This is a genomic window from Campylobacter sp. IFREMER_LSEM_CL908 (assembly GCF_025771545.1).
In the GTDB taxonomy this organism is placed as follows: domain Bacteria; phylum Campylobacterota; class Campylobacteria; order Campylobacterales; family Campylobacteraceae; genus Campylobacter_D; species Campylobacter_D lari_D.
Window position 1 is genome coordinate 1 of the sequence record NZ_JAKMQK010000006.1, and the last position, 24,126, is coordinate 24,126.

The window sequence follows — 24,126 nt, forward strand, 5'->3', positions numbered from 1 at the left end:
AAAAGATGATAATATAATAAAAACTATCAAACAAAAGGAAATTCAAGATAATTCCAAAGTTGCAAAAAATACGGATCAAAATAATACTCAATCAAAAGATATAAATACCGATCAAATAAACAACAATGATAAAGATGATAATAAAAGTTTTAATCAAGATACTAACACAAGTAAAGAGGCTATGGATATGATTTTAAAAACCATGGAAAAAACTCAAATGCAAATGTTAGCTCCAAGTAAAGAACAGCAAGATTTGTTTAATGAAATACCATTTTGATTATTGAATAATATCAAAATGGCTTGGGATTTTTGGTATAAAAATATTTTCGTTGATATTTTGATCAAATTTCTGATTATAAAAATAAATACTAACTAAGTTTCCCAACTCATCTTTATAAGAAATATTACTAAGATTATCATTTTTTAGTTTGATATTATATGTGATATTTTCGTATTTTGCTTCATAATTTTCATGAGATATTAATTTTGCATTTTTAAAAATTTCTTGAAGATTTGGTAAATTTTGCAATTGAGTATAAATAGCTTGTTCTAACTCAGGCTCTATGATAATAACTTCTTTGTGATTGATATAAATTTGTTTTTTATTTGGTTTAGTATAATTCCAAAATGCTTTATTTTGAGTAATGATAAAATTTCCTTTATAATTTAGCGAAGAATTATTGCTTTGTACCTTTTGTTCAAAATTACTACTAAAATTTTTAAAATTTATATCAAAAGCAAAAATACTACAAACAAATAACATTAAAAATATAAAATATCTCATAATTATCCTTTAAAAATTTTGTAAATTATATAAAATTTATCCAAACAAAACTTTTTATATAGTTCTAATTAAATTCAAGGTATAATCTAGCATATATTTTTGTAATTAAAGGTAAAAAAATGTTTTCTAGTGTATTTAAAGCAATATTTGGCACAAAAAATGATCGAGAAGTAAAAAAATATTTAAAGAGGGTTGTGCAAATTAATGCTTTAGAATCAAAATACCAAAATTTAAGCGATGATGAATTAAAACAAGTATTTATAGAATTTAAAACACAAATTCAAAAAGAAGAACAAACTTTAGACCAAATACTGAATGATGTTTTTGCAATAGTTAGAGAAGTAGGAAAAAGAACTCTTAATATGCGCCATTTTGATGTGCAATTAATTGGTGGTATGGTTTTACATGATGGAAAAATTGCTGAAATGAAAACTGGGGAAGGTAAAACCTTGGTTGCAACTTTACCTGTTGTATTAAATGCTATGAGTGGTAAGGGTGTGCATGTGGTTACTGTAAATGATTATTTGGCTAAAAGAGATGCAGAGCAAATGAGTGCTATTTATAATTTTTTAGGTTTTAGTGTAGGTGTGATAGTTTCAGAACAAAATAGTGATGAGGCACATAAAAAAGCTTATGAGTGTGATATAACTTATGGTACAAATAATGAATTTGGCTTTGATTATTTACGCGATAACATGAAATTTTCAAAGCTTGAAAAAGTACAAAGAGAGCATAATTTTGTTATAGTTGATGAAGTAGATAGTATTTTAATAGATGAAGCAAGAACTCCGCTTATTATAAGTGGGCCTACAAATAGAACTTTAGACGGCTATGTTAAAGCAAATGAAGTAGCAAAACAAATGCAAAAAGGCCAAGTAGCTGTTACTCCTCAAGAATTGCCAAGTGGTGATTTTGTTGTTGATGAGAAAAATAGAACTATTATGATTACAGAGGCTGGAATTTCTAAGGCTGAAAAATTATTTGGAGTAGAAAATTTATATAGCTTAGATAATGCAATATTGGCCCATCAGCTTGATCAGGCTTTAAAAGCACATAATTTATTTGAAAAAGATGTGCATTATGTATTAAGAGATAAAGAAGTTGTAATTGTTGATGAATTCACGGGAAGATTAAGCGAGGGAAGACGCTTTAGTGATGGTTTACACCAAGCATTAGAAGCTAAAGAAGGGGTAAAAATTCAGGAAGAAAGTCAAACTTTAGCAGATATTACTTTCCAAAATTATTTTAGAATGTATAAAAAGTTAGCAGGCATGACAGGTACTGCACAAACTGAGGCAACGGAATTTTCTCAAATTTATAATTTAGATGTAGTTTCTATACCTACAAATATACCAATTGCAAGAATAGATAAGGATGATTTGATTTATAAAACTCAAGAAGAAAAATTTAAAGCAGTTATTGAAGAGATAAAAAAAGCAAATGCAAAGGGTCAGCCAGTTTTAGTGGGAACTGCAAGTATTGAAAGAAGTGAAGTATTTCATAATATGCTTGTAAAAGAACGCATTCCTCATCATGTGCTTAATGCTAAAAATCACGAGCAAGAAGCTTTGATTATCCAAGATGCAGGTAAAAAAGGTGCAGTGACTATAGCTACTAATATGGCAGGTCGTGGGGTTGATATAAAAATAGATGATGAAATAAGAGCTTTAGGCGGGCTTTATATTATAGGAACTGAGCGTCATGAAAGCAGAAGAATAGACAATCAACTTCGTGGTCGTGCAGGGCGTCAAGGTGATCCTGGTGTAAGTAGATTTTACTTAAGTTTAGAGGATAATCTTTTGAGAATTTTTGGTGGTGATCGCATAAAAAATATCATGGAAAGATTAGGTATAGAAGAGGGCGAGCATATAGAAAGTCGTATTGTTACAAGAGCTGTTGAGAATGCGCAAAAAAAAGTTGAAAGCTTGCATTTTGAGAGCAGAAAACATTTGCTTGAATATGATGATGTGGCAAATGAACAAAGAAAGACTATTTATAATTATAGAAATGAATTGTTAGATGAAGAATTTGACTTGCAAGATAAAATTTTAAAAAATATTGCCGAGTATAGTAATCACTTAGTAAGCCAAATTTATCTAAATGCAGAACTTGAAGATGATGTTAAGCATTTTGAAAGCTTAAAGCAAAAAGTAAGTTATGAGTGTAATCTTGAGCTTAGCGAAGCTGATTTTAAAGATTTAGGTGTAATTGAAGCAGAAAATAAATTAAGTGAAATTTTAGAAAAAGCTTACAAAGATAAAATGAATATTATTGAAGATAAGGAAGCTAGAAGAATTGAAAGAATTCTATATCTTCAAATTTTGGATAATCTATGGAGAGAGCATTTATACCAAATGGATATTTTGAAAACTGGTATAGGTTTAAGAAGTTATAATCAAAAAGATCCTTTAGTAGAATACAAAAAAGAAAGTTATAATCTTTTCATGGAGCTTGTTGAGCGTGTTAAATTTGATAGTTTGAAATTATTATTTAATGTAGTTTTTACTCAAAAAGAAGCACAGAATTTTGAAGAAAAAAGCCATGAACAAAACGAGCAGTTTTTAGCTAGTACCACAGAAAGTGGTGTTGATGAAAATGGTGAAGCACAAATTACTAAAGTGCCTAGAAATTCACCTTGTCCTTGCGGTAGTGGTAAAAAATATAAAGAATGTCATGGTAAAAGTGGTCCTAAAAAGGGTATTTTAGCTTAAGGTTTGAAATGAAATTAGTTATAGTTGAAGATGATATAAATATGAGAAAATCACTCGAAATTGCTTTGAGTGAGTATGAAGAATTTGCTATAAAATCTTATAAATCAGCAACTGAAGCTTTAAAAAAACTAAATGATGATGTTGATTTGATTATTACAGATATTAATATGCCGGGTATGGATGGTATTGAATTTGTGCAAGCTTGTGAGAATAAATATGATTTTATTATTATTACAGGTAATGCAACGCTAAATCGTGCCATAGAAGCAGTAAGACTTGGAGTAAAAGATTTTCTAGTAAAACCATTTGATATTAATACTTTAGTAACTGCGATAAAACGCGCAAAAATAATTCAAGAAAAGACTTCTAAAAAAACAAACAAAAAGATTATCAAAAAAGAAGAAAATCAAGATTTTTATGGTACTTCTAAAGCTTTGGAAGATTGTTTAAAATTGGCTACTAAGGCTGCTAAGACAGATGCAAGTGTGCTTTTTTTTGGAGAAAGTGGGGTAGGTAAAGAAGTTTTTGCAAATTTTGTGCATAAAAATTCAAAAAGAGCACAAAAACCTTTTGTGGCTATTAATATGGCAGCAATTCCATCAAATTTGATAGAAAGTGAGCTTTTTGGTTTTGAAAAAGGTGCATTTACCGATGCTAATACTACTAAAATAGGGTTGTTTGAGCTTGCTAATGAAGGCACTTTGTTTTTAGATGAAATAGGTGAAATGCCTTATGAAATTCAAGCAAAATTATTAAGAGCCTTGCAAGAAAAAGAAATTACAAGATTAGGAAGTACTAAAAGTATAAAGATTGATGTAAGAATTATTAGTGCAACTAATGCTCATATAGAAAAAAAGATTACAGATAATGAATTCAGACAAGATTTATATTATAGGCTTAATACTATTCCTATTAATATACCACCACTAAGAGAGCGTCAAGAAGAAATTTTGCAAATTGCACAAAAGGTATTACTTGATACATGTAAAGAATACGATTTTAATGAAAAAACTTTAAGTCAAGAAGCACAAGGTGCTTTGCTAGCTTATGATTTTCCAGGTAATATTAGAGAATTGATTTCTATTATACAAAGAGCTTGTATTTTAAGTGAAAATGATGAGATTAGCGCTCAAGATTTATTTTTAGAAAGTAGAAAAAGTAAAGATATTAAAAATCTTGAAAAAGAATTGATTTTAGAAGCTTTAAAAAATTCGCAAGATATTGCAGAAGCAGCTAAGCTTATAGGGATGAGTGAAAAAATTTTTAGTGAAAAAATGAAAAAATACAATATTACTTAAAAAGGATGGATGATGAAAAAAATAGCCATTGTAGGTGCAACAGGAGCGGTTGGCGAAGAACTTTTAAATGTTTTAGATGAGCTTGATTTCCCGGTTGAAAGTATTTTACCATTAGCAAGCGCAAAAAGTGCAGGTAGTGAAGTAGAATTTAGAGGAAAAAGTTATAAAGTAAAAGAATTAACTCCAAATGTTTTTAAAGAAAATCCTGTAGATATTGCTTTTTTTAGTGCCGGAGGAAACATAAGTGCTGAGTATGCAAAATACGCAGTAGAGTGTGGTGCTGTAGTGATTGATAATACTAGTCATTTTAGAATGGATGAAAATGTTCCTTTGGTAGTTCCTGAATGCAATAGCGAAGATATTAAAGATTGGGAAAAAACAGGAATTATTGCTAATCCAAATTGCTCTACTATACAAATGGTACATGTTTTAAAACCACTTGATGATGTATTTAATCTAAAAAGGGTAGATGTAAGTACTTATCAAGCAGCAAGTGGTGCAGGTAAAGAAGGTATGGAAGAATTAGTTCAAGGAATGCAAAGTTTTTTTGCTTTTAAATTAGATGAATTTGAGGCAAAAACTTTTCCATATACCTTAGCTTTAAATTTAATTCCTCAAATTGATGTTTTTAGTGAAAATGGCTACACTAAAGAAGAATTAAAAATGGTAAATGAAACGCAAAAAATATTGCATAAAAAACTTGAAATTTCAGCAACTTGCGTAAGAGTTCCTGTGCTTAGAAGTCATAGTGAAGCTATTACTATGCATTTTGAAAAAGATGTTGATGTTGCTAAGGTTAGAGAGATACTTTCTAAAGCACCAAGTGTTGTTGTGATTGATGATGTAGAAAATAAAAAATATCCTATGCCACTTTTTACAAGCGATACTAATGAAACTTATGTAGGAAGAATTAGACGCGATATTAATCATAAAAATATTTTACACTTATGGTGCGTGGCTGATCAAATTCGTGTAGGAGCTGCTACAAATGCAGTGCGTATTGCACAAAAATGGCTAGAATTGGTTTAAAAAGGAGAAAAATGTTAGAAAGATTTTTTGAAAATTTATTAGTTAAAAGTCGTTTAGTCACTATTTTGCCTGTAATTTTTGGCCTTATAGGAGCTTTTGTTTTATTTTTTATTGCAAGTTATGATGTGATTAAAGTTTTAAAATATGTATTTGAGTATTTTATGTTGCCTAATTCTACGGTAGATTTGCATGAGGATATTGTTGGTTTGATTATAGGGGCTGTAGATTTATATTTAATGGCTTTAGTTTTATTTATATTTTCTTTTGGAATTTATGAACTTTTTATTAGTGAAATAGAAGAATTTAAACAAACTAAACAGTCAAAAGTTTTAGAAGTGCACAGTTTAGATCAACTAAAAGATAAGCTTGCAAAAGTTATTATTATGGTTTTAGTCGTAAATTTTTTCCAAAGAATTTTGCAAATGCAACTAAATACGGTTTTGGATATGACTTATCTTGCAGGTTCTATTTTAGCTCTTTGTATAGGACTTTATTTTTTACACAAAAGTGATCATTAAAATAAGGAATAAAAATGATTTTTATTGATGCATGTTTTAAAAAGTCAACCCCTTATACTCCAGTTTGGATGATGCGCCAAGCAGGAAGATATTTACCTGAATATATGCAGGTTAGAGCAAGTGCTGGAGATTTTTTATCACTTTGTAAAGATTATAAAAAAGCGAGTGAAGTTACCTTACAACCAGTAGATATTTTGGGTGTTGATGCAGCTATTATTTTTTCAGATATTTTGGTAGTACCTTTAGAAATGGGTATGGATTTAAAATTTGAAAAAGGCGAGGGCCCTATATTTTCAAATCCTATTAAAACAAAAGAAGAATTGGAAAGATTAGATGTTGAAAAAAGCATTAAAAATCTTTCTTACGTTTATGATGCACTAGCATTTACTAGAGAAAAACTTACACAAGATAAAGCTTTGATTGGTTTTTGTGGAAGTCCTTGGACTATTGCTACTTATATGATAGAGGGTGGTAGTAGTAAAAATTATGCAAAGTGTAAAAAATTAGTCTATCAAAATCCTGAATTTTTACATCAAATTTTATCTAAACTTACTTTTGTTTTAAAGTATTATATTCAAGAGCAAATTAGAGCAGGTGCTAATGCTATACAGATATTTGATAGTTGGGCAAGTGCTTTAGAAAAAGAAATGTTTTTTGAGTTTTCTTTTAAATATATGCTTGAAATTGCTGATTTTATAAAGGAAAAATATCCGCATATTCCTGTGATTTTATTTCCTAAAGGGGTAAGTGGGTTCTTAGATGATATAAATGGAAATTTTGATGTCTTTGGAGTAGATTGGAGTACCCCTTTAGAGTTGGCTAAGGAAAAACTAGGCGCTAAATATACTTTGCAGGGTAATATGGAGCCTTGCAGACTCTATGATAAAAAAGCTATTGAACAAGGTGTGGATAAAATTTTAAATATTATGCAAGATAGTGCACATATTTTTAATCTCGGACATGGAATTTTACCTGATATTCCTGTTGATAATGCTAAATATTTTATCAAGCTAGTTCAAGAGAAATCTAAAAAGTGAGTAAAATAACTTTTGGGCCTATAAGTTCAAGAAGATTTGGACTTTCATTGGGAATTGATTTAAGTCCAAATCAAAAACAATGTAATTTTGACTGCGTTTATTGTGAATTACAAGCTGCAAAGCCTTTGGAAAAATCTTTAATTTATCCTAAAATAAAAAATATTATCGATGAAGTACAAAGTGTATTGAAAGGTAATGTGCAATTTGACTTTTTAACATTAACTGCAAATGGTGAGCCTACTTTATATCCTCATTTAAAAGAATTAGTTTATGAGTTAAATAAAATAAAACAAGATAAAAAACTCTTAATCCTAAGCAATGGTAGTGGAGTTTTAAATTCGGATATTTTTGATGCTTTAATGTATATTGATGTAGTTAAATTTAGTCTTGATAGTGCAATGGAAAAAACTTTTTATAGAGTTGATAGGGCTTTAAAGCAAATAAAACTTGAAACAATGATAGAACAAATGATCGCCTTTAGAGAGAAATTTTTGGGTGAGCTTGTTATGGAAGTTTTAATTGTCAAGGGATTGAATGATAACAAAGATGAGATGTTGGCTTTAAATGAGGCATTTGACAAGATAAGACCATCAAGAGTGGATTTTAGCACTATAGATAGACCGCCTGCGTATCCTGTTAAAGGTATATCTTTGGAAAAGTTGGAAGAATTAAGTATGTATATCACTAGTGTGCCTGTTGTGCTTGCTAAACATTATTACAAAGGTGAAAAAATTGATTTTAATATCCAAGAGCTCTTGAAGATGCTGCAGCTTAGAGCGCAAAGTGAATTTGATATAGAAAACAAATTTAGTCAGCATAGTAAAGATATATTAGAAAAATTAATTAAAGAACGAAAAGTTGTTGTAGAAAATTTAGCAGGAGTAAAATTTTACAAAAAAGCGTAATTTTTTATAAAAAATCTTGACAAAAAAGTTTTTTTCTTATATAATATCATTTCTTATTTATTGATGTTCCGGATTAGCTCAGCGGTAGAGTAGTCGGCTGTTAACCGATTGGTCGTAGGTTCGAATCCTACATCCGGAGCCACTTCATAAAGTTAACCTCATGTATATTTTATAATAATCTAATTTGTAATTTATAATTATATTTTTTGATAGTTAATTAGTATTTTCTTATTTTATGAAAATACTAATTTTTAATATCAAAAGTAAAAAATTTACTTTCAAAATTATTCCCTACTTTTTCATATTGAAACATAGCAGGTTCTAAATTTTGAACTTCATGATATAATAGTCCTAGTGCAAGTCTTGCTTCTAAGGTTTCTTCATTTTCTAATTTTGCAAGCTCTAGTAAAGCTATGGCTGAATTTGGATTATTAGAACCTATCGCTGCTACTGCGGCTAAAAATAAAGTTTGTGCATCTTTGATTTTATAATCATCTATTAAGATATTGTAAAGCGTATATGCTTCTTGATATTCTTTAGCAAAAATATCAACATAAGCTAGAGCAAAAATCAGCCCGATGGAATTTTTATTACTCATAGCAAGTCTTTTTTTTATGTCATTTCTAACATGATTTAACAAGCCTGTAATTTGCATAAGTGTCACATAGCTGTCTTTAACTATACCAGCTCCACCAAATAAAGAATTATAATCAAGCTTGGTTGTTAAAAAATACATTTGTGCTTGTTTGGCATACTCTTTAATATCAAGATTTGTGTTTTTAGAATTAAAATATAAAATATTGCTAATAATATCCTCACCGAGCAAATCTTTTAATTCTTTTATTTTTTGATTTCTTAAAATTTCAAGATTATTGCCATTAGCAGCTACTATAGCAAACATTAGTTCTAAAGGAGTATTTTTGCTATTTGAAAGGTTGTCTAAATAAGGAATCATAGCAGTAAAGTCACTTTTAACTAGATGTAGTAAATATTTATAGATATTATGATTTTGATCGATATTATTATCTGCTTGTAAATTTTCCAAAAGTTCATTAGCAAGTTTGGTATAATCTTTTTTTACTAAATCCATGCAATATATGGCAAAAATACCTGCAATATAATTTTTTGGATTTAAATGATAAGCAGTTGAAAAATGTTTATATGCATTATTATAATCTTGCAGTTGTGCATAAGTTAAAGCAAGATTGTAATGAATTACATCGTGAGCATGATAAATTTCACTTAAATTTTTAAATTCTTGATTTGCTTCTCTTAGATGAAAATTAAAAGCTAGATTGATAGCATGAGATAATTCCACATTAACGCCTGATAAAGCTTTGCTTTTAACAAGCAATTCATTTTCATACTCATACCCTTGTATGAAATTTCCCAAATCAGCTTTTGTGATGAGTTCCATGCTTTGTTTTATATCAAAAACGCGATAAGGTGAAAAATAAAAAAGTAAATCATAAATTTGTTGTTTTCCTGTGATTAAACTTTTGGCAAAATGTTGCTGCGCTATATCAATATTTGAAAAATTTCTTTTTAGTCTTGTTTTTATGTTATAGTATTTTGAGCCAATAGCTCTATCTTTTACATATAAAGTTTTTAAAATTTGTGCACCATTGTCAAATTGACCTGTTTTTAATTCTACTAAAGCTAGAGCCATTTTGCTTCTTATGGCTTGATTTTCTATTTTTGATGCTTTTTCAAGATATTCTTTAGCTTTTTTATATTCTCCCAGTTTTGCATATAATAAACCTAAGGGTAAGCTTGCTTCATAATCTTGTTGCTTTTGCAGAAGATTAATGGCGTTTTGATCAGATTTTAATAATGCGTAAATTTTTGCCCCAAGGTAATAAGACTCTCCTTGATAGCTGTTGATATTACTTGAACGCATGAACATTTGTAAAGCCTCTGGATAAAATCCTTGATAGTAATTAATTAATCCTAGATAATAATCATACAAAGAAGATTTAGAATCTTGTGGTAAATGTACTCTTGCTAAATCAAGATAATATTTAAATTTCTCTTTATCGCCCAGATTAAAATAACACACAGCTATATTAATAGCTGCTGCAACTTTGTGTTCTTCTAATTCTAAAGATTGTTTGAAATTCTCAACAGCACTAATATAATCTTTTTGTTTCATTTGAGCTACACCAAGATTATAACTTGATAAAGATTGATTGAAAATATTAATATTATTATAAAGCTCTAAAGCACTTTCTATATCACCTTTTTCATATAATAAATTTGCCTTTTGTACTACAAGATCTAAAGCAGATTGTTTCACCTTTGTGATACTTGTACTAACATTATCTTCTAAAATTGGATTATTTGTGATTACTTTTTTATCTTCTTTAAAAACAAGAAGTAAAACTAAAATAATAAGTAAAATTAGAGCAAGAGCACCAAGTGTTGAAATCAAAATAAGAAATTTTTTATCAAAAAGCTTTTTCTTTTCTTCAGGTTGTAATGTTTGAGGTTCTTCCTCTACTCTTTGAAAAGTACTTTCTTCTTCCTCTAATTCAGGAGGTATTGTGCCAGGAGGGATAGTTTGTTCTTCCACTCCTGGATTTTCATCAATCTCTGAAAAAGCTTTTTCTTGATTATCTTGTTCTTTAGGTGTTACTTCTTCGGCCATGTTTTCTCTTAAAAGTATTTTCTTAATGCATCAGGAATTCTTATATTTCCATCTTTTTCTTGATAATTTTCCATAATAGCTACTAAGGTTCTACCAACAGCTAGCGAAGAACCATTAAGTGTGTGAACTAATTCATTTTTGCCCTTATCGTTTTTAAAGCGGATCTTTGCACGTCTTGCTTGAAAATCTTTACAATTTGACACAGAGCTAATTTCACGGTATTTGTTTTGCGATGGAAGCCATACTTCTAAGTCTACTGTTTTAGCAGCAGAAAAGCCCAAATCTCCCGTGCAAAGCATTAAATGCCTATGTGCTAGACCCAAAGAGCTTAGTAAATCACTGGCGCAATTTAACATTTCTTCAAACATCAATTCACTTTGATCAGGTTTGCATATACTAACAAGCTCTACTTTTTCAAATTGATGTTGTCTTATAATACCTCTTGTGTCTCTACCCGCGCTTCCTGCTTCTTGTCTAAAACAAGCACTATAGCAGGTCATTTTTAAGGGTAGTTCTTCTTGAGTTAAAATTTCATTAGAATAAAGATTAGTTACAGGAATTTCAGAAGTTGAGATGAGATATAAATCATCATTTTCTACCTTATACATATCATCTTTAAATTTAGGAAGCTGTCCTGTGCCATACATGGTTGCGCTATTTACTAAAAATGGTACATTGACTAGCTCAAAACCTCTACTTCTATTAAAATCAATCATATAATTTACCAAGGCTCTACTTAGTAAAGCTCCTTCATTTTTAAGCACACAAAAACGACTTTGTGAGATTTTAACCCCTCTTGTAAAATCAAGCCAGTTTAATTTTTCTCCCAAATCATGATGTTCTTTGATTTCAAAATCAAAACTAGGAGGTGTTAGAACTTTTTTTAATTCTACATTTTCATCTTCATCTTCTCCAAAAGGCACGCAATCATCAGGGATATTTGGTATTGCTAGGGCAATTTGTTCTAGTTTTTCTTCTAGCGTGCTAACGATTTTTGACTGAGTATTGATTTTTTCTTTATTTTGGCTTAGTTGTACTTTTAAGCTTTCTTTATCTTGTGCTGTTGCAAGCTCTTTACTAAATTTATTTTGAAAAGCTTGAAATTCTTCCAAAAGTGCTTTTTCTTTTTTTAAATTTATAAATAAGTCGCTAAGTTCTTTGAGTAAATTTTCATCTACTTTTTTAGCTTTTAGTTTTTGTGCAATTTCATCAAAATTATTTTGCAAAAGTTTTAAATCTAACATTCTAACTCCTTTTATAGTCCTATTTTAGCATAAATTTTTTCCATTGTTTCTCGGGCTTGTTTTTTTGCTTTGCTTGCTCCAAATTCTAAAATCTCATCGATTTTAGAAGGATTAGCTAGTAATTTTTCATATTCTTCCTTAGCCGAGGCAAAATACTCACTAATGATTTCATTTAAATACATTTTAAAATGCCCATAACCTTCGCCACCTTTTTCATAACGGCTTTTTAAAGTTTCTTGTTTTGTTTTGTCTAAAAACAATTTTGCGATTTTAAATACATTACAATTTTGCCAATCTTTTGGATCTTCTAAAGCTGTACTATCTGTGATAATGGAAGAAATTTGTTTTTTAATAGCTTTTGGTGTATTAAAAATATCGATTGTGTTTTGATAAGACTTGCTCATTTTAGCTCCATCAGTACCAGGCACTACTGCAACTTCATCATTAACTTTAGCTTGAGGTAGGGTAAAAATTTCACCCCATTCATTATTTACTTTTAAGGCTATATCTCTTGCTATTTCAACATGCTGAATTTGATCTTTACCTACAGGAACTATTTGAGCATTAAAAAGTAAAATATCTGCAGCCATTAAAACAGGGTAAGAAAAAAGCCCATGGTTGGCATTTAAACCTTTGGCAATTTTATCTTTATAGCTATGTGCTCTTTCTAAAAGTCCCATTGGGGTAAATTGAGAAAGAATCCAATAAAGCTCCATCACTTCTTTTACATCACTTTGTAACCAAAATACGCTTTTTTGTGGATCAATTCCTAAACTTAAAAAAGCTGCCGCAGCTTTGAGTGAATTTTGTTTAAGTTTTTCTCCATTAAAATTTGAAGTCATAGCATGATAGTTTGCTATAAACATATACATTTGATTTTCTTCTTGCATATTTAGCATTTGTTTTATAGAGCCAAAATAATTTCCTATATGTAAATCCCCACTTGGCTGTAATCCTGTAATAATTCTCATTTTACCTCTTTTTTGATTTCTTTAATTATTTCTTGGATATTTTTGTTTTCAATGTTTATAATGATATTTGCTTTTTTTTCATATTTTTTAATTCTTTGATCAAATAGTATTTTAGCATTGTTTGTGTTTGAAAATAAGGGTCTTGTGGCCAATTCTTCTTTATTTAGTCTTTTCAAGAGATAATCAAAACTTGCTTTTAAGTAAACGATAGTACCAATATTTTTTATTTTTTTTTGTTCTATGAAGCCACCACCGCTTGCAATAGAACAATTTTGCACATAAGTTAAAAACGAAACAAGTTTTTTTTCTTCTTTGCGAAATTTTTTTTCTCCATATGTTTTAAAAAATTCACTAATTTCAAGATTAAATTTTTCTTTGATTAAAACATCTGTATCTAAAAAGAATTTATCATATTTTTTTGCATAAGCCCTTGCTATAGTTGTTTTACCACAGCCCATAAATCCTACAAAAAGGAGGTTAGTTTTCTTGCTCATCTTTGCTACCTTTTTTTCTTGAAGCTAAAATTAAAGGTACACCTTCAAAGTTAAATTGTTTTCTAATTTGATTTTGTAAATATCGTTTATAACTAAAATGTAAAGCTTTTGGTCTATTCATAATTAGAGCTATTTTTGGAGGTGCTAAGTCGTATTGAACTGCATAATAAATTTTCACTAATTTGCCATAATCATGTGGTAGTGGGTGGGCTCTTGTGGCTTCTTCTACCAAAGCATTTAATTTTGCTGTTGGAATTTTTTGGGTGAAATTTGCAAAAACTTCTAAAATTTTATCCAAAAGCACATGTATTCTTTTTCCACTTAAAGCTGATACGCTTACAACAGGTGCATAAGCTAGGAATTTAAAACGATCTAGTTTTAATTCTTTTAAAGTTTTATCAAAATCAAGTTCGCTTTTATCCCATTTATTAAGTACGATAATCACACCTAAACAATGTTTAGCAGCAAGCCCTGCGATACGCTCATCAAGTTCGTTAAAACCTTCAGCTGCGTCAAGTACTAAAAGTGCAATTTGAGCATTGGCTAGGGCATATTCAGTTCTATTAAGTGCATAACGCTCTAAACCCTGTATTTTCCCGCGTTTTCTAATACCCGCAGTATCTACAAATTCGATGATTTTATCTTTATGCATAATGCTTTCATTAACAGGATCAATTGTAGTGCCTGCTATATCGCTTACCACGCTACGTTCTTCTTTTACTAAAGCATTTAAAAGACTTGATTTTCCTACATTAACCCTGCCGATAATTCCCACTTTAATATGATTTTCATTAATAGTTTTTAGCTTAAAATCTCCGCTATTTTCATCAAAATTTTCTAAATAACTTTCAAAGTCTTCTTCTTCATCTGCATTTAAATAACTTTCATCTAAAAACTTACTAGCCCACATACAAAGCTCATCAATGCCTATATTATGTGTTACAGAGATATTAAAAACTTCTTTTACTCCAAAATTAGAAAATTCCCAAGATCTTTCCTCGTCTTTTTTGTTATCGACTTTATTGATTACTAAAGCTATGGGTTTGTTGAGTTTTTTCATTTCATAAAAAAAAGCTTTATCTTCATCATCAGGTAAAAATTTTCCATCCACCATATAAAAGATAATATCACTATTTTTAGCAGCTTTAAGCGAATTTGCTTTGACATTTTTAAAAAGCTCATTACTCTCATCAAGCCCGCCGCTATCTATCAATAAAGCTTTTTTGCCATCAATTTCTACTTCTATTTTATTAGTATCTCTTGTAGTTCCACTTATGTCACTAGTTATTGCAATGCGCTTTCTTGCAAGTCTATTAAAAAGACTTGATTTGCCAACATTTGGTTTTCCTATTAAAATAATACTTTGCATTAATACTCATTTTTTAAATTTTTATTTGTGATTATATAAAAATTGCCTTAAAATTAAGCAAAAAAGACTAAAATAACAGGAATTTTATATGGAATTTATATGTTAAGAATAGTTAAAAAGAATTTAGGTATATATTTTATGATTATTGCTTCTATAGAATTTGCATTTGTAGGTGCTTGTGCAAAAATTCTTAGTGAAGAATTATCATCGATTGAAATTATGTTTTTTAGAAATATTATAGGCACAGCTTTTATGCTTTATGCGCTTTCAAAATTAAATTTTCATAAAAGTGGCGGACATCTTGGACTGCTTATTTTTAGAGGTATTATAGGAACGATTGCTTTATATCTTTTCTTTTATAATGTTTCTAATATTTCATTAGGTGGGGCTTTTGCTTTTCAAAAAACAGCACCTATTTTTATAGCTTTGATTGCTTTTTTATTTTTTAAAGAAAGTTTAGGATTAAAAGCTTGTTTTGGGATTTTGATTGCTTTTATAGGAGTATTATTAATCTGTCAGCCTTTTGCAGATAGCACTACGCATTCAGGTTTTGATTTAAAAAATAGTATTTTAGGAATTTTAAGCGGTTTTTGTGCAGCCTTGGCGCTAACTAGCGTAAGAGAGCTTAGAAAATCATACCCAGCGCCATTTATAGCTTTATCTTTTGTTTTAATTGGTACTTTGATGCCTTTAATGTCTATGATTGTAGGTTCTTTTTATGAAATAAAAGAGCTTGATTTTTTAATTGCTCCTTTTATTATGCCTAGTCTTAAAGCTTGGATTTTTATTGTTTTGATGGGAATTTTTGGAGCAATGTATCAAATTCATGTTACTAAAGCTTATGGGGTAGCAAAAAAGGCAGGAGTTGTTGCGGGAGTTAGCTATATAGATGTAGTTTTTACTTTATTTTTGGGCATATTATTAGGAGATAAATTTCCTAGCTTAATGGTTTTTATAGGAATTTTTAGCATTATTTTAGGAGGAATTATTTTGGTTAGTAAGCAAACAAAAGGAAAGAAAAATGGAAAATAAAACAGATTTAATTTATGGTTTAGAAGATAGACCACCTTTTGCTAAGGCATTTTTTGCTGCATTAGTGCATTTAATGGCTATGTTTGTTGCTGTGATTACACCTGCTTTGTTAATTTGCAAAGGTCTTGGGATAGATGATACTAATACGGCTAGAATTATTTGTATGTCGCTTTTTGCTTCAGGTGTTGCTTCGCTTTTGCAGATTAAAACTTGGGGTCCTATAGGGAGTGGACTTTTATCTATTCAGGGGACTAGTTTTAATTTTGTTGCACCTATTATTTTAGGTGGGCTTGTTTTAAAAAATAATGGTTTATCGCAAGAAGCAATGCTTGGAGCCATTTTTGGCACTTTAATGCTTTGTTCTACTACTGAAATGATTATTTCACAAATTTTACCTTTTATTAGAAGAGTGATTTCGCCTTTGGTTTCAGGTATAGTTGTGATGATTATAGGTCTTAGTTTGATTAATGTTGGCCTTGTGAGTGCAGGAGGTGGATTTGCGGCTAAGGCAAGTGGTGAGTTTGGTTCTTTGCAAAATTTATTATTAGCCGGAGTTGTGATTTTAAGTATTATTGTTTTAAATCGTTTTAATAATGCCTATATAAGAATTTCTTCTTTATTTATAGCTATGATAATAGGGCTTTTAGTAGCTATGACTTTTGAAAATTTTAGTTTTAATTTTAATGAAAATTTACCTTTAGTGTTTTTACCCGATCCTTTACATTATGGTTTGAGTATTGATTATAATCTTATTTTACCTTTGATTTTAGTTTTTATGGTAACTTCTTTAGAAACTATCGGCGATATTAGTGCTACTAGTGAAGTTTCAAATCAGCCAGTTAAAGGCGAACTTTATGCAAAAAGATTAAAAGGTGGGGTTTTGGCTAATGGTTTTAATTCCTTTGTTTCAGCCTTTTTTAATACTTTTCCAAATTCATGTTTTGGGCAAAATAATGGCGTTATAGCTTTAACAGGTGTTGCAAGTCGATATGTTGGATTTATTGTAGCTTTTATGTTGATGATTTTGGGTTTATTTCCTATTGTGGCTGATATTACTTTACAAATTCCAGAGCCTATTTTAGGTGGAGCAACTTTAGTAATGTTTGGTACTATAGCTGCAACGGGAGTTAGGATTATTTCTAAGGAAAATCTAAATCGTCGTTCTATTATCATCATAGCTATGAGTTTGGGTATAGGGCTTGGAGTTTCTAATAATCCTGATATTTTAGAATTTATGCCAATGTGGTTTAAAACTTTATTTTCTTCAGGGATTGCAGCAGGTGGGATTACGGCTATTATTTTAAATTGCGTTTTTCCGCTTGAAGAAAATGAAAAAAATAAAGTAAAATAATAAAAATAAGGAAAAATAATGAAAAAAATGATACTAATAGCAGGTCCTTGTGTAATAGAAAATGAAGAACTTGTTTTTAAAGTTGCACAAGAGCTTGAATGTTTTTTAAAAGATGATAGAATTGATTTTTATTTTAAATCAAGTTTTGATAAAGCAAATAGAACTAGTATTAATAGTTTTAGAGGGCCAGGTCTTGAAAAAGGCTTGGAAATTTTGCAAAAAGTGAAAGATAAATTTGGCATGCAAATTCTTACTGATATTCATGAGAGTTCTCAAGCGAGTGTTGCGGCTGAGGTTGTAGATGTTTTACAAATTCCTGCCTTTTTATGCAGGCAAACTGATTTATTAGTGGCTGCTGCTAAAACAAAAGCCAAGGTAAATGTAAAAAAAGGGCAATTTTTAAATCCTGAGGATATTAAATACAGTGTAGCTAAAATTTTACAAACTAGAGGCATTAATGAAGAAGGTTTTGAAATAGCCAAAGAAAATGGAGTTTTTGTAGCTGAGAGAGGTTCGAGTTTTGGCTATGGAAATTTGGTCGTAGATATGAGAAGTTTGGTTGTCATGAGAAAATATGCTCCAGTTATTTTTGATGCTACTCATAGTGTGCAAATGCCAGGAGCAAATGGTGGAAGTAGTGGAGGCAAAAGTGAATTTGTAGAGCCATTAGCAAGAGCTGCTGCTAGTGTAGGCGTAGATGGATTTTTCTTTGAAACGCACATTGATCCTTGCAAAGCTTTATGCGATGGACCAAATATGCTTGATCTTTCAAGACTTAAAAACTGCGTAAATACGCTTTTAAAAATTCAAGAAATCATTTAAAAAAGGAAAATTATGAAGATAATAGAGGGAAATTTAAGTTTAAAAGGTGATGAGAAAATTGCGATTATCAATGCAAGATTTAATCATATCATCACAGATCGTTTAGTTGAAGGTGCTAAAGATGCTTTTTTAAGACATGGAGGCAAGGAAGAAAACTTAAGTCTTATTTTAGTGCCAGGTGCTTTTGAAATTCCTTTTGCATTAAAACAAGCTTGTGAGAGTAAAAAATTTGATGGAATTTGTTGTGTTGGAGCAGTAATTCGTGGAAGTACACCACATTTTGATTATGTAGCAGCTGAAACTACCAAAGGTATAGCAAGTGTGGGGCTTGGAGCTAATGTGCCTGTGAGTTTTGGAGTTTTAACAACTGATACCTTAGAGCAAGCCATAGAAAGAGCAGGTAGTAAAGCAGGTAATAAGGGTTTTGAAGCTATGCTTACTGTAGTTGAAATGCTTAATTTAATCCAAAAAATTAAGGCTTAAAATGGCTACTAGACACCAAGTAAGACAAAGTATAGTTTCTTTGCTTTATGCAGCACAGTTAAATCAAGAAAATAAAGATTTTATCAATGAATTTTTGGATGAGAAAAAAATTCGCAATGACCAAAGAAAATTCACTCTAGATTTATATAATGGTATTAATGAGCAACTTACTTTGCTTGATGAGAAAATTAATGAGTGCTTGAAAGAGCACAAATTAGATGGAGTAGCTAGTATAGAAAAGGCCATTTTGCGTTTAGGTGCTTATGAGATTTTATTTACTTCTACACAAAAAGCGATTATCATTAACGAGGCTATAGAGCTTGCAAAAGAAATGGCAGGAGATAATGCTCCTAAATTTATCAACGGGGTGTTGGATAAAATCAACAAGGAAAAGCAATGAAACTTTGTGTGGCTTTTGATGTGTCAAGTTATGATGAGTGTATTAGTTTGGCTAAAGAATTAAAAGGTTTAGATCTTTGGGTTAAAATAGGACTTAGATCATATTTAAGAGATGGAGTAAAGCTTTTAGAGGCGATTAAAAAAGTGGATGATTTTAAAATCTTTTTAGATTTAAAGCTTTATGATATACCAAATACCATGGCAGATGCTTGCGAAGAGCTTGCTAAACTTGATGTGGATATGTTTAATATCCACGCAAGTGCAGGTAAAAGTGCTATGTGTATGATTATGGAGCGTTTAAGTGCTTTAAGCAAAAGACCTTTGGTGCTTGCTGTATCTGCTTTAACTAGTTTTGATGAGCAAGAATTTTTTAGTATATACAAACAAGATATCAAACAAGCTGTTAAGGAATTTTCTAAAATTAGCTATGAAAGCGGTCTTGATGGCATGGTTTGTTCGGTATATGAGAGCTTATTGATTAAAGAAAATACAAATACAAATTTTATTACACTAACTCCTGGAATTCGTCCTTTTAAAGAAAATTTAGATGATCAAAAAAGAGTAGCTGATATACAGTGTGCTAAGGATAATCTGTCAGATTTTATCGTGGTTGGAAGACCTATTTATAAGGCAAAAGAACCTAGAATGGTTTGTGAGAATATATTAGAGCATTTAAAATAAGCCTAGAGGCTTATTTTAAATAAATTTTCATTTTCTTATTTTCTAAAATAATTCCATCATCATCACTAATAATTTGAAATTCTCCGTTAAAATATCTTAAGAAGTCGTTTTCAAATTTCATAGATTCTTGATCGCAAAGCATTTTTGTCGAAGCAAGATTATCTTCTATTTTGATACTACTTCCTTGATCTTTATAGTTTCCAAAAAATCTATTACATCCTGATACACCAAAAACTCTTTTATCTTTATTATCAAAACTAATGCTCGCTTTAGTATTTTGAGGAAGTTCATGATTTTTTCCATTAGCTTCATAAGAACTTATAGTAAATTCTTTGTTTTGTAAATCATCAACACTTAAATTTGCCACAGAACACCCACTAAAAATAGCTAAGCTCGCTATACTTAATGTGATTATTTTTTTCATTTTTATACTCCTTTGATTTATACATGAAAATGTTTTAATTCATCCTCTAAATTTTGACAAACTATATTTAACTCATGAGCAACATCTAATAAAATTTTTGAAATTTCTTCATTTTTATCACTTAATTTTACCGTTTCTTGCATTTTATCAAGCAAAGATTGCAAAGTTTCTTGTGTGCTTGAAATTTTTTGCATGCAAGCATTTGCTAAATCTCTTGCATTTTCATTGCAAACTTTTACTTCATTGGTTCCTTCTACAAGTTCTTTTGCATCTTGATTTAAAGAGTTAATTTCGTTAGCATTGTGTTTTAACTCTTTAGAAACTTCATTGATACTATCTACTAATTGTTTGGTTACGATGGCAATATTTTTTAAAAATTCTTCTGAATTTTGAGCAAGATTTCTTACATCTTCAGCAATAACTGAAAAGCCGCGACCAAATTCTCCAGCACGCGCAGCTTCAATACCTGCATTTAAAGATAATAGATTGGTTTTATCAGCAATTTCTCCCATCATGTCAGAAGCTTTTTTAATCTCTTCTGCTTGTTTTTCCATAACTTCTACTTTTTGAGATAATATATCTTCATTTTCAGCTACAACTTTTACCTTATCTACTACTTGATTTAATGAGTCAAGCATGGTGTTTAAAACTTCAAAAGATTTTGTATTGGCTTTATTTGCGTTATTTGAAAGTTCAGCAAGATCTTGTAATTCTGTATGAATTTGCTCACTTAAATGATAAGATTCATCAGTTTTTGTATGACCTTCTTTAGTTCTATTTGCTAGATCAAGTGCATTAGCATTTAAAAGTTTAGATTGTTTATCTACCATTTGAGAGTTTTTATTGGTAGAAACCACTGTATTTTGAATTTTTTCAATAAATTGGTTGATGTAGGTGCAAGCTTTACCTATTTCATCGGTGCTTTTTATATTAATTCTTGCGCGTAAATCTCCATCGCCGCTAGCTAGTTCTTTAGCGTGTTTTAAAAGATCTAAAACAGGATTACCTACAACTATTTTTAAAATATAAAGTACAGCAAAAACGGTAAAAAGCAAAGCAACGCTAAAGATTATAATATAAGTTCTAGCTGAACTTGCCAAATCATCATCTACATGTTTTAAATCATTGTACATATCCATAACACCCAAAACATCACCTTCTTTAGCATTAGCATGACAAGCAAGACAACCTTTATTGGCGATAAGTGGGCGTATAAGTCTTAGATAATGTCCTTGTTCGTTATTGATTTCAACAGCTTTAATTTCTGGCTTGTTAAATTGCTCGTTGATAATACTCTCATCACTTTTTGTAAAATGTTGTATTTCAAAGAGCTCAACTGTGCTTTTTGAAGGATAAATTTTAATATCTTTTATACCTTCTATTTCACCAGCATCTTTTATAGCTTGTTCTATAATAGCAGGATCGCCTAAATTCATTGCCATTCTTAATGTTTGAAAAACAGAAGTGCTTAAAGTATCTAAATGTGCACGGCTGATTCTATCTGTAGTTTGTTGAGAATCTTTTTGTAAGATAATCTGCATGATAATAAAACTAATTAGCAATGTAGAAATCATTGCTAAAGATATTTTTGCACCTATGCTTTTAAACATTTAAAACTCCTTTTATTAGTGTAAAAAGTGTCTTATGCCGCTAAAGTATAATGCGATACCATACTCATTAGCAGCTTGGATGATATCCTCATCTCTTATGCTTCCACCCGGCTCAACGATGGCTTTTACTCCTATTTTGCTAGCCTCATCTATACTATCTCTAAATGGAAAGAAAGCTTCGCTTGCTAAAACACAACCATTTAGATCAAGCCCCATTTCCTTGGCTTTATTAATAGCTGCTTTAGCTGCATCGATACGACTTGTCATACCCATACCAATGGCTATCATAGCTCCATTCTTTACATAAACTACATTGTTTGACTTGGTAAATGCAGCAATTTTCATAGCTATTTCAAGATCTTTTAATTCTTGTTCATTAGCTTTTCTTTCGCTTTTTAAAACCGCATTTTTTAATTCATCTTCTTTAACTTCATCACTATCTTGATATACAAAACCACCATCTATGTGCTTAAAATCATATTTATCATAAGCTCTAGTTAAAAATGGCGCTTTTTGTGTAAAGATTTTAATACGCTTTTTATCTTTAAAAACTTCCAAAGCATCATCATCTACATTTGCTGCAATGATTACTTCTATATAAATTTCATTGATTTTTTGCGCTAATTCTTTATCTAAAGTTCCATTGATAGCAACAACCCCACCATAAGCACTTAAGGTATCGCATTTAAGAGCATGGATATAGCTTTGGAGTAAGTTTTCTTTTATGGCAAATCCGCAAGCATTTGCATGTTTTACAATGGCTACTGCCGGAGCTTTATCAAAAGCACTTGCTAAATTTAAAGCCGCGTTAATATCGGTTAGATTGTTAAAACTTGCTTCACCTTTTAAGGTTGTAAAATTGTGTGTGAAAAAGTCATCAAATTCATATAAAGCACCTTTTTGATGAGGGTTTTCTCCATATCTTGTGTCAAACACTTTTTGACCTACGATAAATTTACTTGCACCAAAGCCACCATTAAAACGCTCATTCATATAGTTTGCTATGTAAGCATCATAATTTGCTGTATGCTCATAAGCTTTGATCATCAATGCTCTTCTAAAATCAAGATCTAAGGTATTATCTTTTAAAGCTTGTATGATTTTATCATAGTCTAAAATATCACAAACGACAATGACATTTTTAAAGTTTTTTGCACCACTGCGTATCATAGCAGGACCACCAATGTCGATATTTTCTACAATCTCATCAAAATCTTGGGTCAAAATTGTAGTTTTTTTGAAAGGATATAAATTCACACAAAGTAAGTCTATGCTTTCGATGTTGTAATCTTTGGCTTGTTTTTGATGATCTTCATTTTCTCTTTTGTATAAAATTCCACCATGAATTTTTGGGTGCAATGTTTTAACACGCCCTTCAAACATTTCAGGGCTTTGAGTAAATTCACTAACTTCTTGTACTTGTAAATTATTTTCTTTTAAAAGCTTATAAGTACCTCCGGTGGATAAAAGCTCATAACCTAATTTAGTAAGTTCGCTAGCAAATTCTACAACACCTTCTTTATCGCTCACACTAATTAGTGCTTTCATTAATTTTTCCTTTCTATATATTGTTTTAAAAATTCATATGATTCATTAATTTCTTGAAATTTTTTAACACCTTCTTTGATTTTTTCTTCATCGCTATTGTTTGCGTTTAAAATATCAGGGTGGTATTTTTTGGCAAGTTCTCTATAGCGTTTTTTAAGCTCTTGCAAGTTTGCATTTTCATTTAAGCCTAAAATTTCACAAGCCTTTTGTAAATTCATACCTGTATTTTGTGTTTGCATAGAGTTTAAAAGTTTTTCAAGTATATTTACATCAAGTTCAAAAGCTCTAATGATAGCTCTTAAGACATCTTTTTTGGTATTGTTAAGTTCTCCATCAATCAAAGCCATTGCTACTAAGACATTTAAAATATTAATTCTTTCTTGTTGTGGTAAAGGCACTTCTTTGATAAACTCTTTGGCTATATCAAAAGTATCATTTAAAGTGTTTTTATGTTCATTAAAACATTGTTTTAAAAAATCTCTTTCTTTTTTATCTTTAGCATTATAATCAAGAATTTGTGAGATCATGTTTGCTTCATTCTCGCTAACTCTACCATCACTTTTTGCTATTTTTGCTAAAAGCGCTATAACATAATAGTTTAATCTCCTTTTAAAGCCATCAATCCTTTCTTCATGATAGCCTTGTTTAAAGCCTTGAGAGAAGCTTTTAGCTCCTTTTTTGAAAGAGCCTAAAAGATCATCTTTACCCCAAGTTTTATAATACCAATAAAATGCAAGAATTGCTAATACTAATAAAACAAAAAGCATTT

23 protein-coding genes and 1 tRNA gene are annotated in these 24,126 nt (G+C 30.1%); 14 read left to right on the plus strand and 10 right to left on the minus strand.

Going from position 1 to position 24,126, the window contains the following annotated elements:
- Positions 1-277: hypothetical protein (locus L8U04_RS03225; RefSeq protein ID WP_263709416.1), on the plus strand; the 277-nt coding region annotated here is incomplete at its 5' end.
- Here L8U04_RS03225 and lolA read toward each other — a convergent pair.
- Entirely contained in the window at positions 278-784 is a 507-nt protein-coding gene (lolA, locus tag L8U04_RS03230) for a LolA-like outer membrane lipoprotein chaperone (protein ID WP_133319336.1), read from the minus strand.
- 119 nt (positions 785-903) lie between these two features.
- On the opposite strand from lolA, the gene secA reads away from it, so the two are divergent.
- From secA to L8U04_RS03265, 7 genes are all read left to right on the plus strand, one after another.
- Complete coding sequence (secA, locus tag L8U04_RS03235) at positions 904-3,495, plus strand: preprotein translocase subunit SecA (RefSeq protein ID WP_263672780.1); 2,592 nt, start codon at positions 904-906, stop codon at positions 3,493-3,495.
- Positions 3,496-3,503: 8 nt separating this feature from the next.
- The gene (locus L8U04_RS03240; RefSeq protein ID WP_263660563.1) at positions 3,504-4,793 is read left to right on the plus strand and encodes a sigma-54-dependent transcriptional regulator; all 1,290 of its coding nucleotides are present in this window, start codon (positions 3,504-3,506) and stop codon (positions 4,791-4,793) included.
- A 9-nt stretch (positions 4,794-4,802) separates the two neighbouring features.
- Positions 4,803-5,822, plus strand: coding sequence for an aspartate-semialdehyde dehydrogenase (locus tag L8U04_RS03245; protein ID WP_263660564.1), 1,020 nt, complete (start codon positions 4,803-4,805; stop codon positions 5,820-5,822).
- A gap of 11 nt (positions 5,823-5,833) precedes the next feature.
- The gene (locus L8U04_RS03250; RefSeq protein WP_087699510.1) at positions 5,834-6,340 is read left to right on the plus strand and encodes a YqhA family protein; all 507 of its coding nucleotides are present in this window, start codon (positions 5,834-5,836) and stop codon (positions 6,338-6,340) included.
- Positions 6,341-6,354: 14 nt separating this feature from the next.
- Positions 6,355-7,377, plus strand: a complete 1,023-nt coding sequence (gene hemE / locus L8U04_RS03255) for a uroporphyrinogen decarboxylase (protein ID WP_263660565.1) — start codon at positions 6,355-6,357, stop codon at positions 7,375-7,377.
- On the plus strand, positions 7,374-8,282 hold the full coding sequence (locus L8U04_RS03260; protein ID WP_263709418.1) for a radical SAM protein: 909 nt from the start codon (positions 7,374-7,376) through the stop codon (positions 8,280-8,282). Before hemE ends, L8U04_RS03260 begins: the two co-directional genes overlap by 4 nt.
- Before the next feature lie 67 nt (positions 8,283-8,349).
- Positions 8,350-8,424 (plus strand) — tRNA-Asn (locus L8U04_RS03265).
- A gap of 102 nt (positions 8,425-8,526) precedes the next feature.
- On the opposite strand, the gene L8U04_RS03270 is transcribed toward L8U04_RS03265, so the two are convergent.
- The 5 genes from L8U04_RS03270 to der are packed head-to-tail and all read right to left on the minus strand — an operon-like array spanning position 8,527 to position 15,007.
- Entirely contained in the window at positions 8,527-10,929 is a 2,403-nt protein-coding gene (locus L8U04_RS03270; RefSeq protein WP_263709419.1) for a tetratricopeptide repeat protein, read from the minus strand.
- An 8-nt stretch (positions 10,930-10,937) separates the two neighbouring features.
- Entirely contained in the window at positions 10,938-12,173 is a 1,236-nt protein-coding gene (serS, locus tag L8U04_RS03275) for a serine--tRNA ligase (RefSeq protein ID WP_263709420.1), read from the minus strand.
- An 11-nt stretch (positions 12,174-12,184) separates the two neighbouring features.
- Complete coding sequence (gene trpS / locus L8U04_RS03280) at positions 12,185-13,144, minus strand: tryptophan--tRNA ligase (RefSeq protein ID WP_263662350.1); 960 nt, start codon at positions 13,142-13,144, stop codon at positions 12,185-12,187.
- Entirely contained in the window at positions 13,141-13,638 is a 498-nt protein-coding gene (locus tag L8U04_RS03285) for a shikimate kinase (protein ID WP_263662351.1), read from the minus strand. The genes trpS and L8U04_RS03285 overlap by 4 nt, the downstream gene beginning before the upstream one ends.
- Positions 13,622-15,007: a ribosome biogenesis GTPase Der gene (der, locus tag L8U04_RS03290; protein WP_263709423.1), complete on the minus strand. Its 1,386-nt coding sequence runs from the start codon at positions 15,005-15,007 to the stop codon at positions 13,622-13,624. Before der ends, L8U04_RS03285 begins: the two co-directional genes overlap by 17 nt.
- A gap of 99 nt (positions 15,008-15,106) precedes the next feature.
- Here der and L8U04_RS03295 point away from each other — a divergent pair, with 99 nt between their 5' ends.
- Genes L8U04_RS03295 through pyrF form a run of 6 tightly spaced genes read left to right on the plus strand, consistent with a single transcriptional unit; the run spans position 15,107 to position 19,775 of the window.
- Positions 15,107-16,039, plus strand: a complete 933-nt coding sequence (locus L8U04_RS03295; RefSeq protein ID WP_263709424.1) for a DMT family transporter — start codon at positions 15,107-15,109, stop codon at positions 16,037-16,039.
- Positions 16,029-17,390, plus strand: a complete 1,362-nt coding sequence (locus tag L8U04_RS03300; protein WP_220566729.1) for a uracil-xanthine permease family protein — start codon at positions 16,029-16,031, stop codon at positions 17,388-17,390. The genes L8U04_RS03295 and L8U04_RS03300 overlap by 11 nt, the downstream gene beginning before the upstream one ends.
- An 18-nt stretch (positions 17,391-17,408) precedes the next feature.
- Positions 17,409-18,212, plus strand: coding sequence for a 3-deoxy-8-phosphooctulonate synthase (kdsA, locus tag L8U04_RS03305; RefSeq protein WP_263659332.1), 804 nt, complete (start codon positions 17,409-17,411; stop codon positions 18,210-18,212).
- A gap of 12 nt (positions 18,213-18,224) precedes the next feature.
- A complete protein-coding gene (gene ribE, locus L8U04_RS03310; RefSeq protein ID WP_012661257.1) occupies positions 18,225-18,695 on the plus strand; it encodes a 6,7-dimethyl-8-ribityllumazine synthase in 471 nt (156 codons plus the stop codon).
- Between the two features lies 1 nt (position 18,696).
- Positions 18,697-19,095: a transcription antitermination factor NusB gene (nusB, locus tag L8U04_RS03315; RefSeq protein ID WP_263659333.1), complete on the plus strand. Its 399-nt coding sequence runs from the start codon at positions 18,697-18,699 to the stop codon at positions 19,093-19,095.
- The gene (pyrF, locus tag L8U04_RS03320; protein WP_263709425.1) at positions 19,092-19,775 is read left to right on the plus strand and encodes an orotidine-5'-phosphate decarboxylase; all 684 of its coding nucleotides are present in this window, start codon (positions 19,092-19,094) and stop codon (positions 19,773-19,775) included. The genes nusB and pyrF overlap by 4 nt, the downstream gene beginning before the upstream one ends.
- Positions 19,776-19,785: 10 nt before the next feature.
- Here pyrF and L8U04_RS03325 read toward each other — a convergent pair whose 3' ends face one another.
- From L8U04_RS03325 to L8U04_RS03340, 4 genes are read right to left on the minus strand one after another with little or no spacing between them, the layout of a single operon-like run.
- Positions 19,786-20,199, minus strand: a complete 414-nt coding sequence (locus L8U04_RS03325; protein ID WP_133319320.1) for an META domain-containing protein — start codon at positions 20,197-20,199, stop codon at positions 19,786-19,788.
- A gap of 17 nt (positions 20,200-20,216) precedes the next feature.
- Positions 20,217-21,809, minus strand: coding sequence for a methyl-accepting chemotaxis protein (locus L8U04_RS03330; RefSeq protein WP_263709427.1), 1,593 nt, complete (start codon positions 21,807-21,809; stop codon positions 20,217-20,219).
- A 15-nt stretch (positions 21,810-21,824) separates the two neighbouring features.
- Entirely contained in the window at positions 21,825-23,357 is a 1,533-nt protein-coding gene (gene purH, locus L8U04_RS03335) for a bifunctional phosphoribosylaminoimidazolecarboxamide formyltransferase/IMP cyclohydrolase (protein WP_263709429.1), read from the minus strand.
- Entirely contained in the window at positions 23,357-24,124 is a 768-nt protein-coding gene (locus L8U04_RS03340) for a DnaJ domain-containing protein (protein WP_133319317.1), read from the minus strand. Before L8U04_RS03340 ends, purH begins: the two co-directional genes overlap by 1 nt.
- Between the last annotated feature and the right edge of the window lie 2 nt (positions 24,125-24,126).

Coding starts and splice junctions, on each gene's coding strand:
- L8U04_RS03270 (WP_263709419.1), bottom strand. CDS start 10,929: ATGGCCGAAGAAGTAACACCTAAAGAACAAGATAATCAAGAAAAAGCT.
- L8U04_RS03295 (WP_263709424.1), top strand. CDS start 15,107: ATGTTAAGAATAGTTAAAAAGAATTTAGGTATATATTTTATGATTATT.
- serS (WP_263709420.1), bottom strand. CDS start 12,173: ATGTTAGATTTAAAACTTTTGCAAAATAATTTTGATGAAATTGCACAA.
- nusB (WP_263659333.1), top strand. CDS start 18,697: ATGGCTACTAGACACCAAGTAAGACAAAGTATAGTTTCTTTGCTTTAT.
- L8U04_RS03240 (WP_263660563.1), top strand. CDS start 3,504: ATGAAATTAGTTATAGTTGAAGATGATATAAATATGAGAAAATCACTC.
- hemE (WP_263660565.1), top strand. CDS start 6,355: ATGATTTTTATTGATGCATGTTTTAAAAAGTCAACCCCTTATACTCCA.
- L8U04_RS03325 (WP_133319320.1), bottom strand. CDS start 20,199: ATGAAAAAAATAATCACATTAAGTATAGCGAGCTTAGCTATTTTTAGT.
- der (WP_263709423.1), bottom strand. CDS start 15,007: ATGCAAAGTATTATTTTAATAGGAAAACCAAATGTTGGCAAATCAAGT.
- L8U04_RS03250 (WP_087699510.1), top strand. CDS start 5,834: ATGTTAGAAAGATTTTTTGAAAATTTATTAGTTAAAAGTCGTTTAGTC.
- purH (WP_263709429.1), bottom strand. CDS start 23,357: ATGAAAGCACTAATTAGTGTGAGCGATAAAGAAGGTGTTGTAGAATTT.
- ribE (WP_012661257.1), top strand. CDS start 18,225: ATGAAGATAATAGAGGGAAATTTAAGTTTAAAAGGTGATGAGAAAATT.
- L8U04_RS03285 (WP_263662351.1), bottom strand. CDS start 13,638: ATGAGCAAGAAAACTAACCTCCTTTTTGTAGGATTTATGGGCTGTGGT.
- lolA (WP_133319336.1), bottom strand. CDS start 784: ATGAGATATTTTATATTTTTAATGTTATTTGTTTGTAGTATTTTTGCT.
- L8U04_RS03245 (WP_263660564.1), top strand. CDS start 4,803: ATGATGAAAAAAATAGCCATTGTAGGTGCAACAGGAGCGGTTGGCGAA.
- L8U04_RS03300 (WP_220566729.1), top strand. CDS start 16,029: ATGGAAAATAAAACAGATTTAATTTATGGTTTAGAAGATAGACCACCT.
- kdsA (WP_263659332.1), top strand. CDS start 17,409: ATGAAAAAAATGATACTAATAGCAGGTCCTTGTGTAATAGAAAATGAA.
- L8U04_RS03340 (WP_133319317.1), bottom strand. CDS start 24,124: ATGCTTTTTGTTTTATTAGTATTAGCAATTCTTGCATTTTATTGGTAT.
- trpS (WP_263662350.1), bottom strand. CDS start 13,144: ATGAGAATTATTACAGGATTACAGCCAAGTGGGGATTTACATATAGGA.
- L8U04_RS03330 (WP_263709427.1), bottom strand. CDS start 21,809: ATGTTTAAAAGCATAGGTGCAAAAATATCTTTAGCAATGATTTCTACA.
- pyrF (WP_263709425.1), top strand. CDS start 19,092: ATGAAACTTTGTGTGGCTTTTGATGTGTCAAGTTATGATGAGTGTATT.
- secA (WP_263672780.1), top strand. CDS start 904: ATGTTTTCTAGTGTATTTAAAGCAATATTTGGCACAAAAAATGATCGA.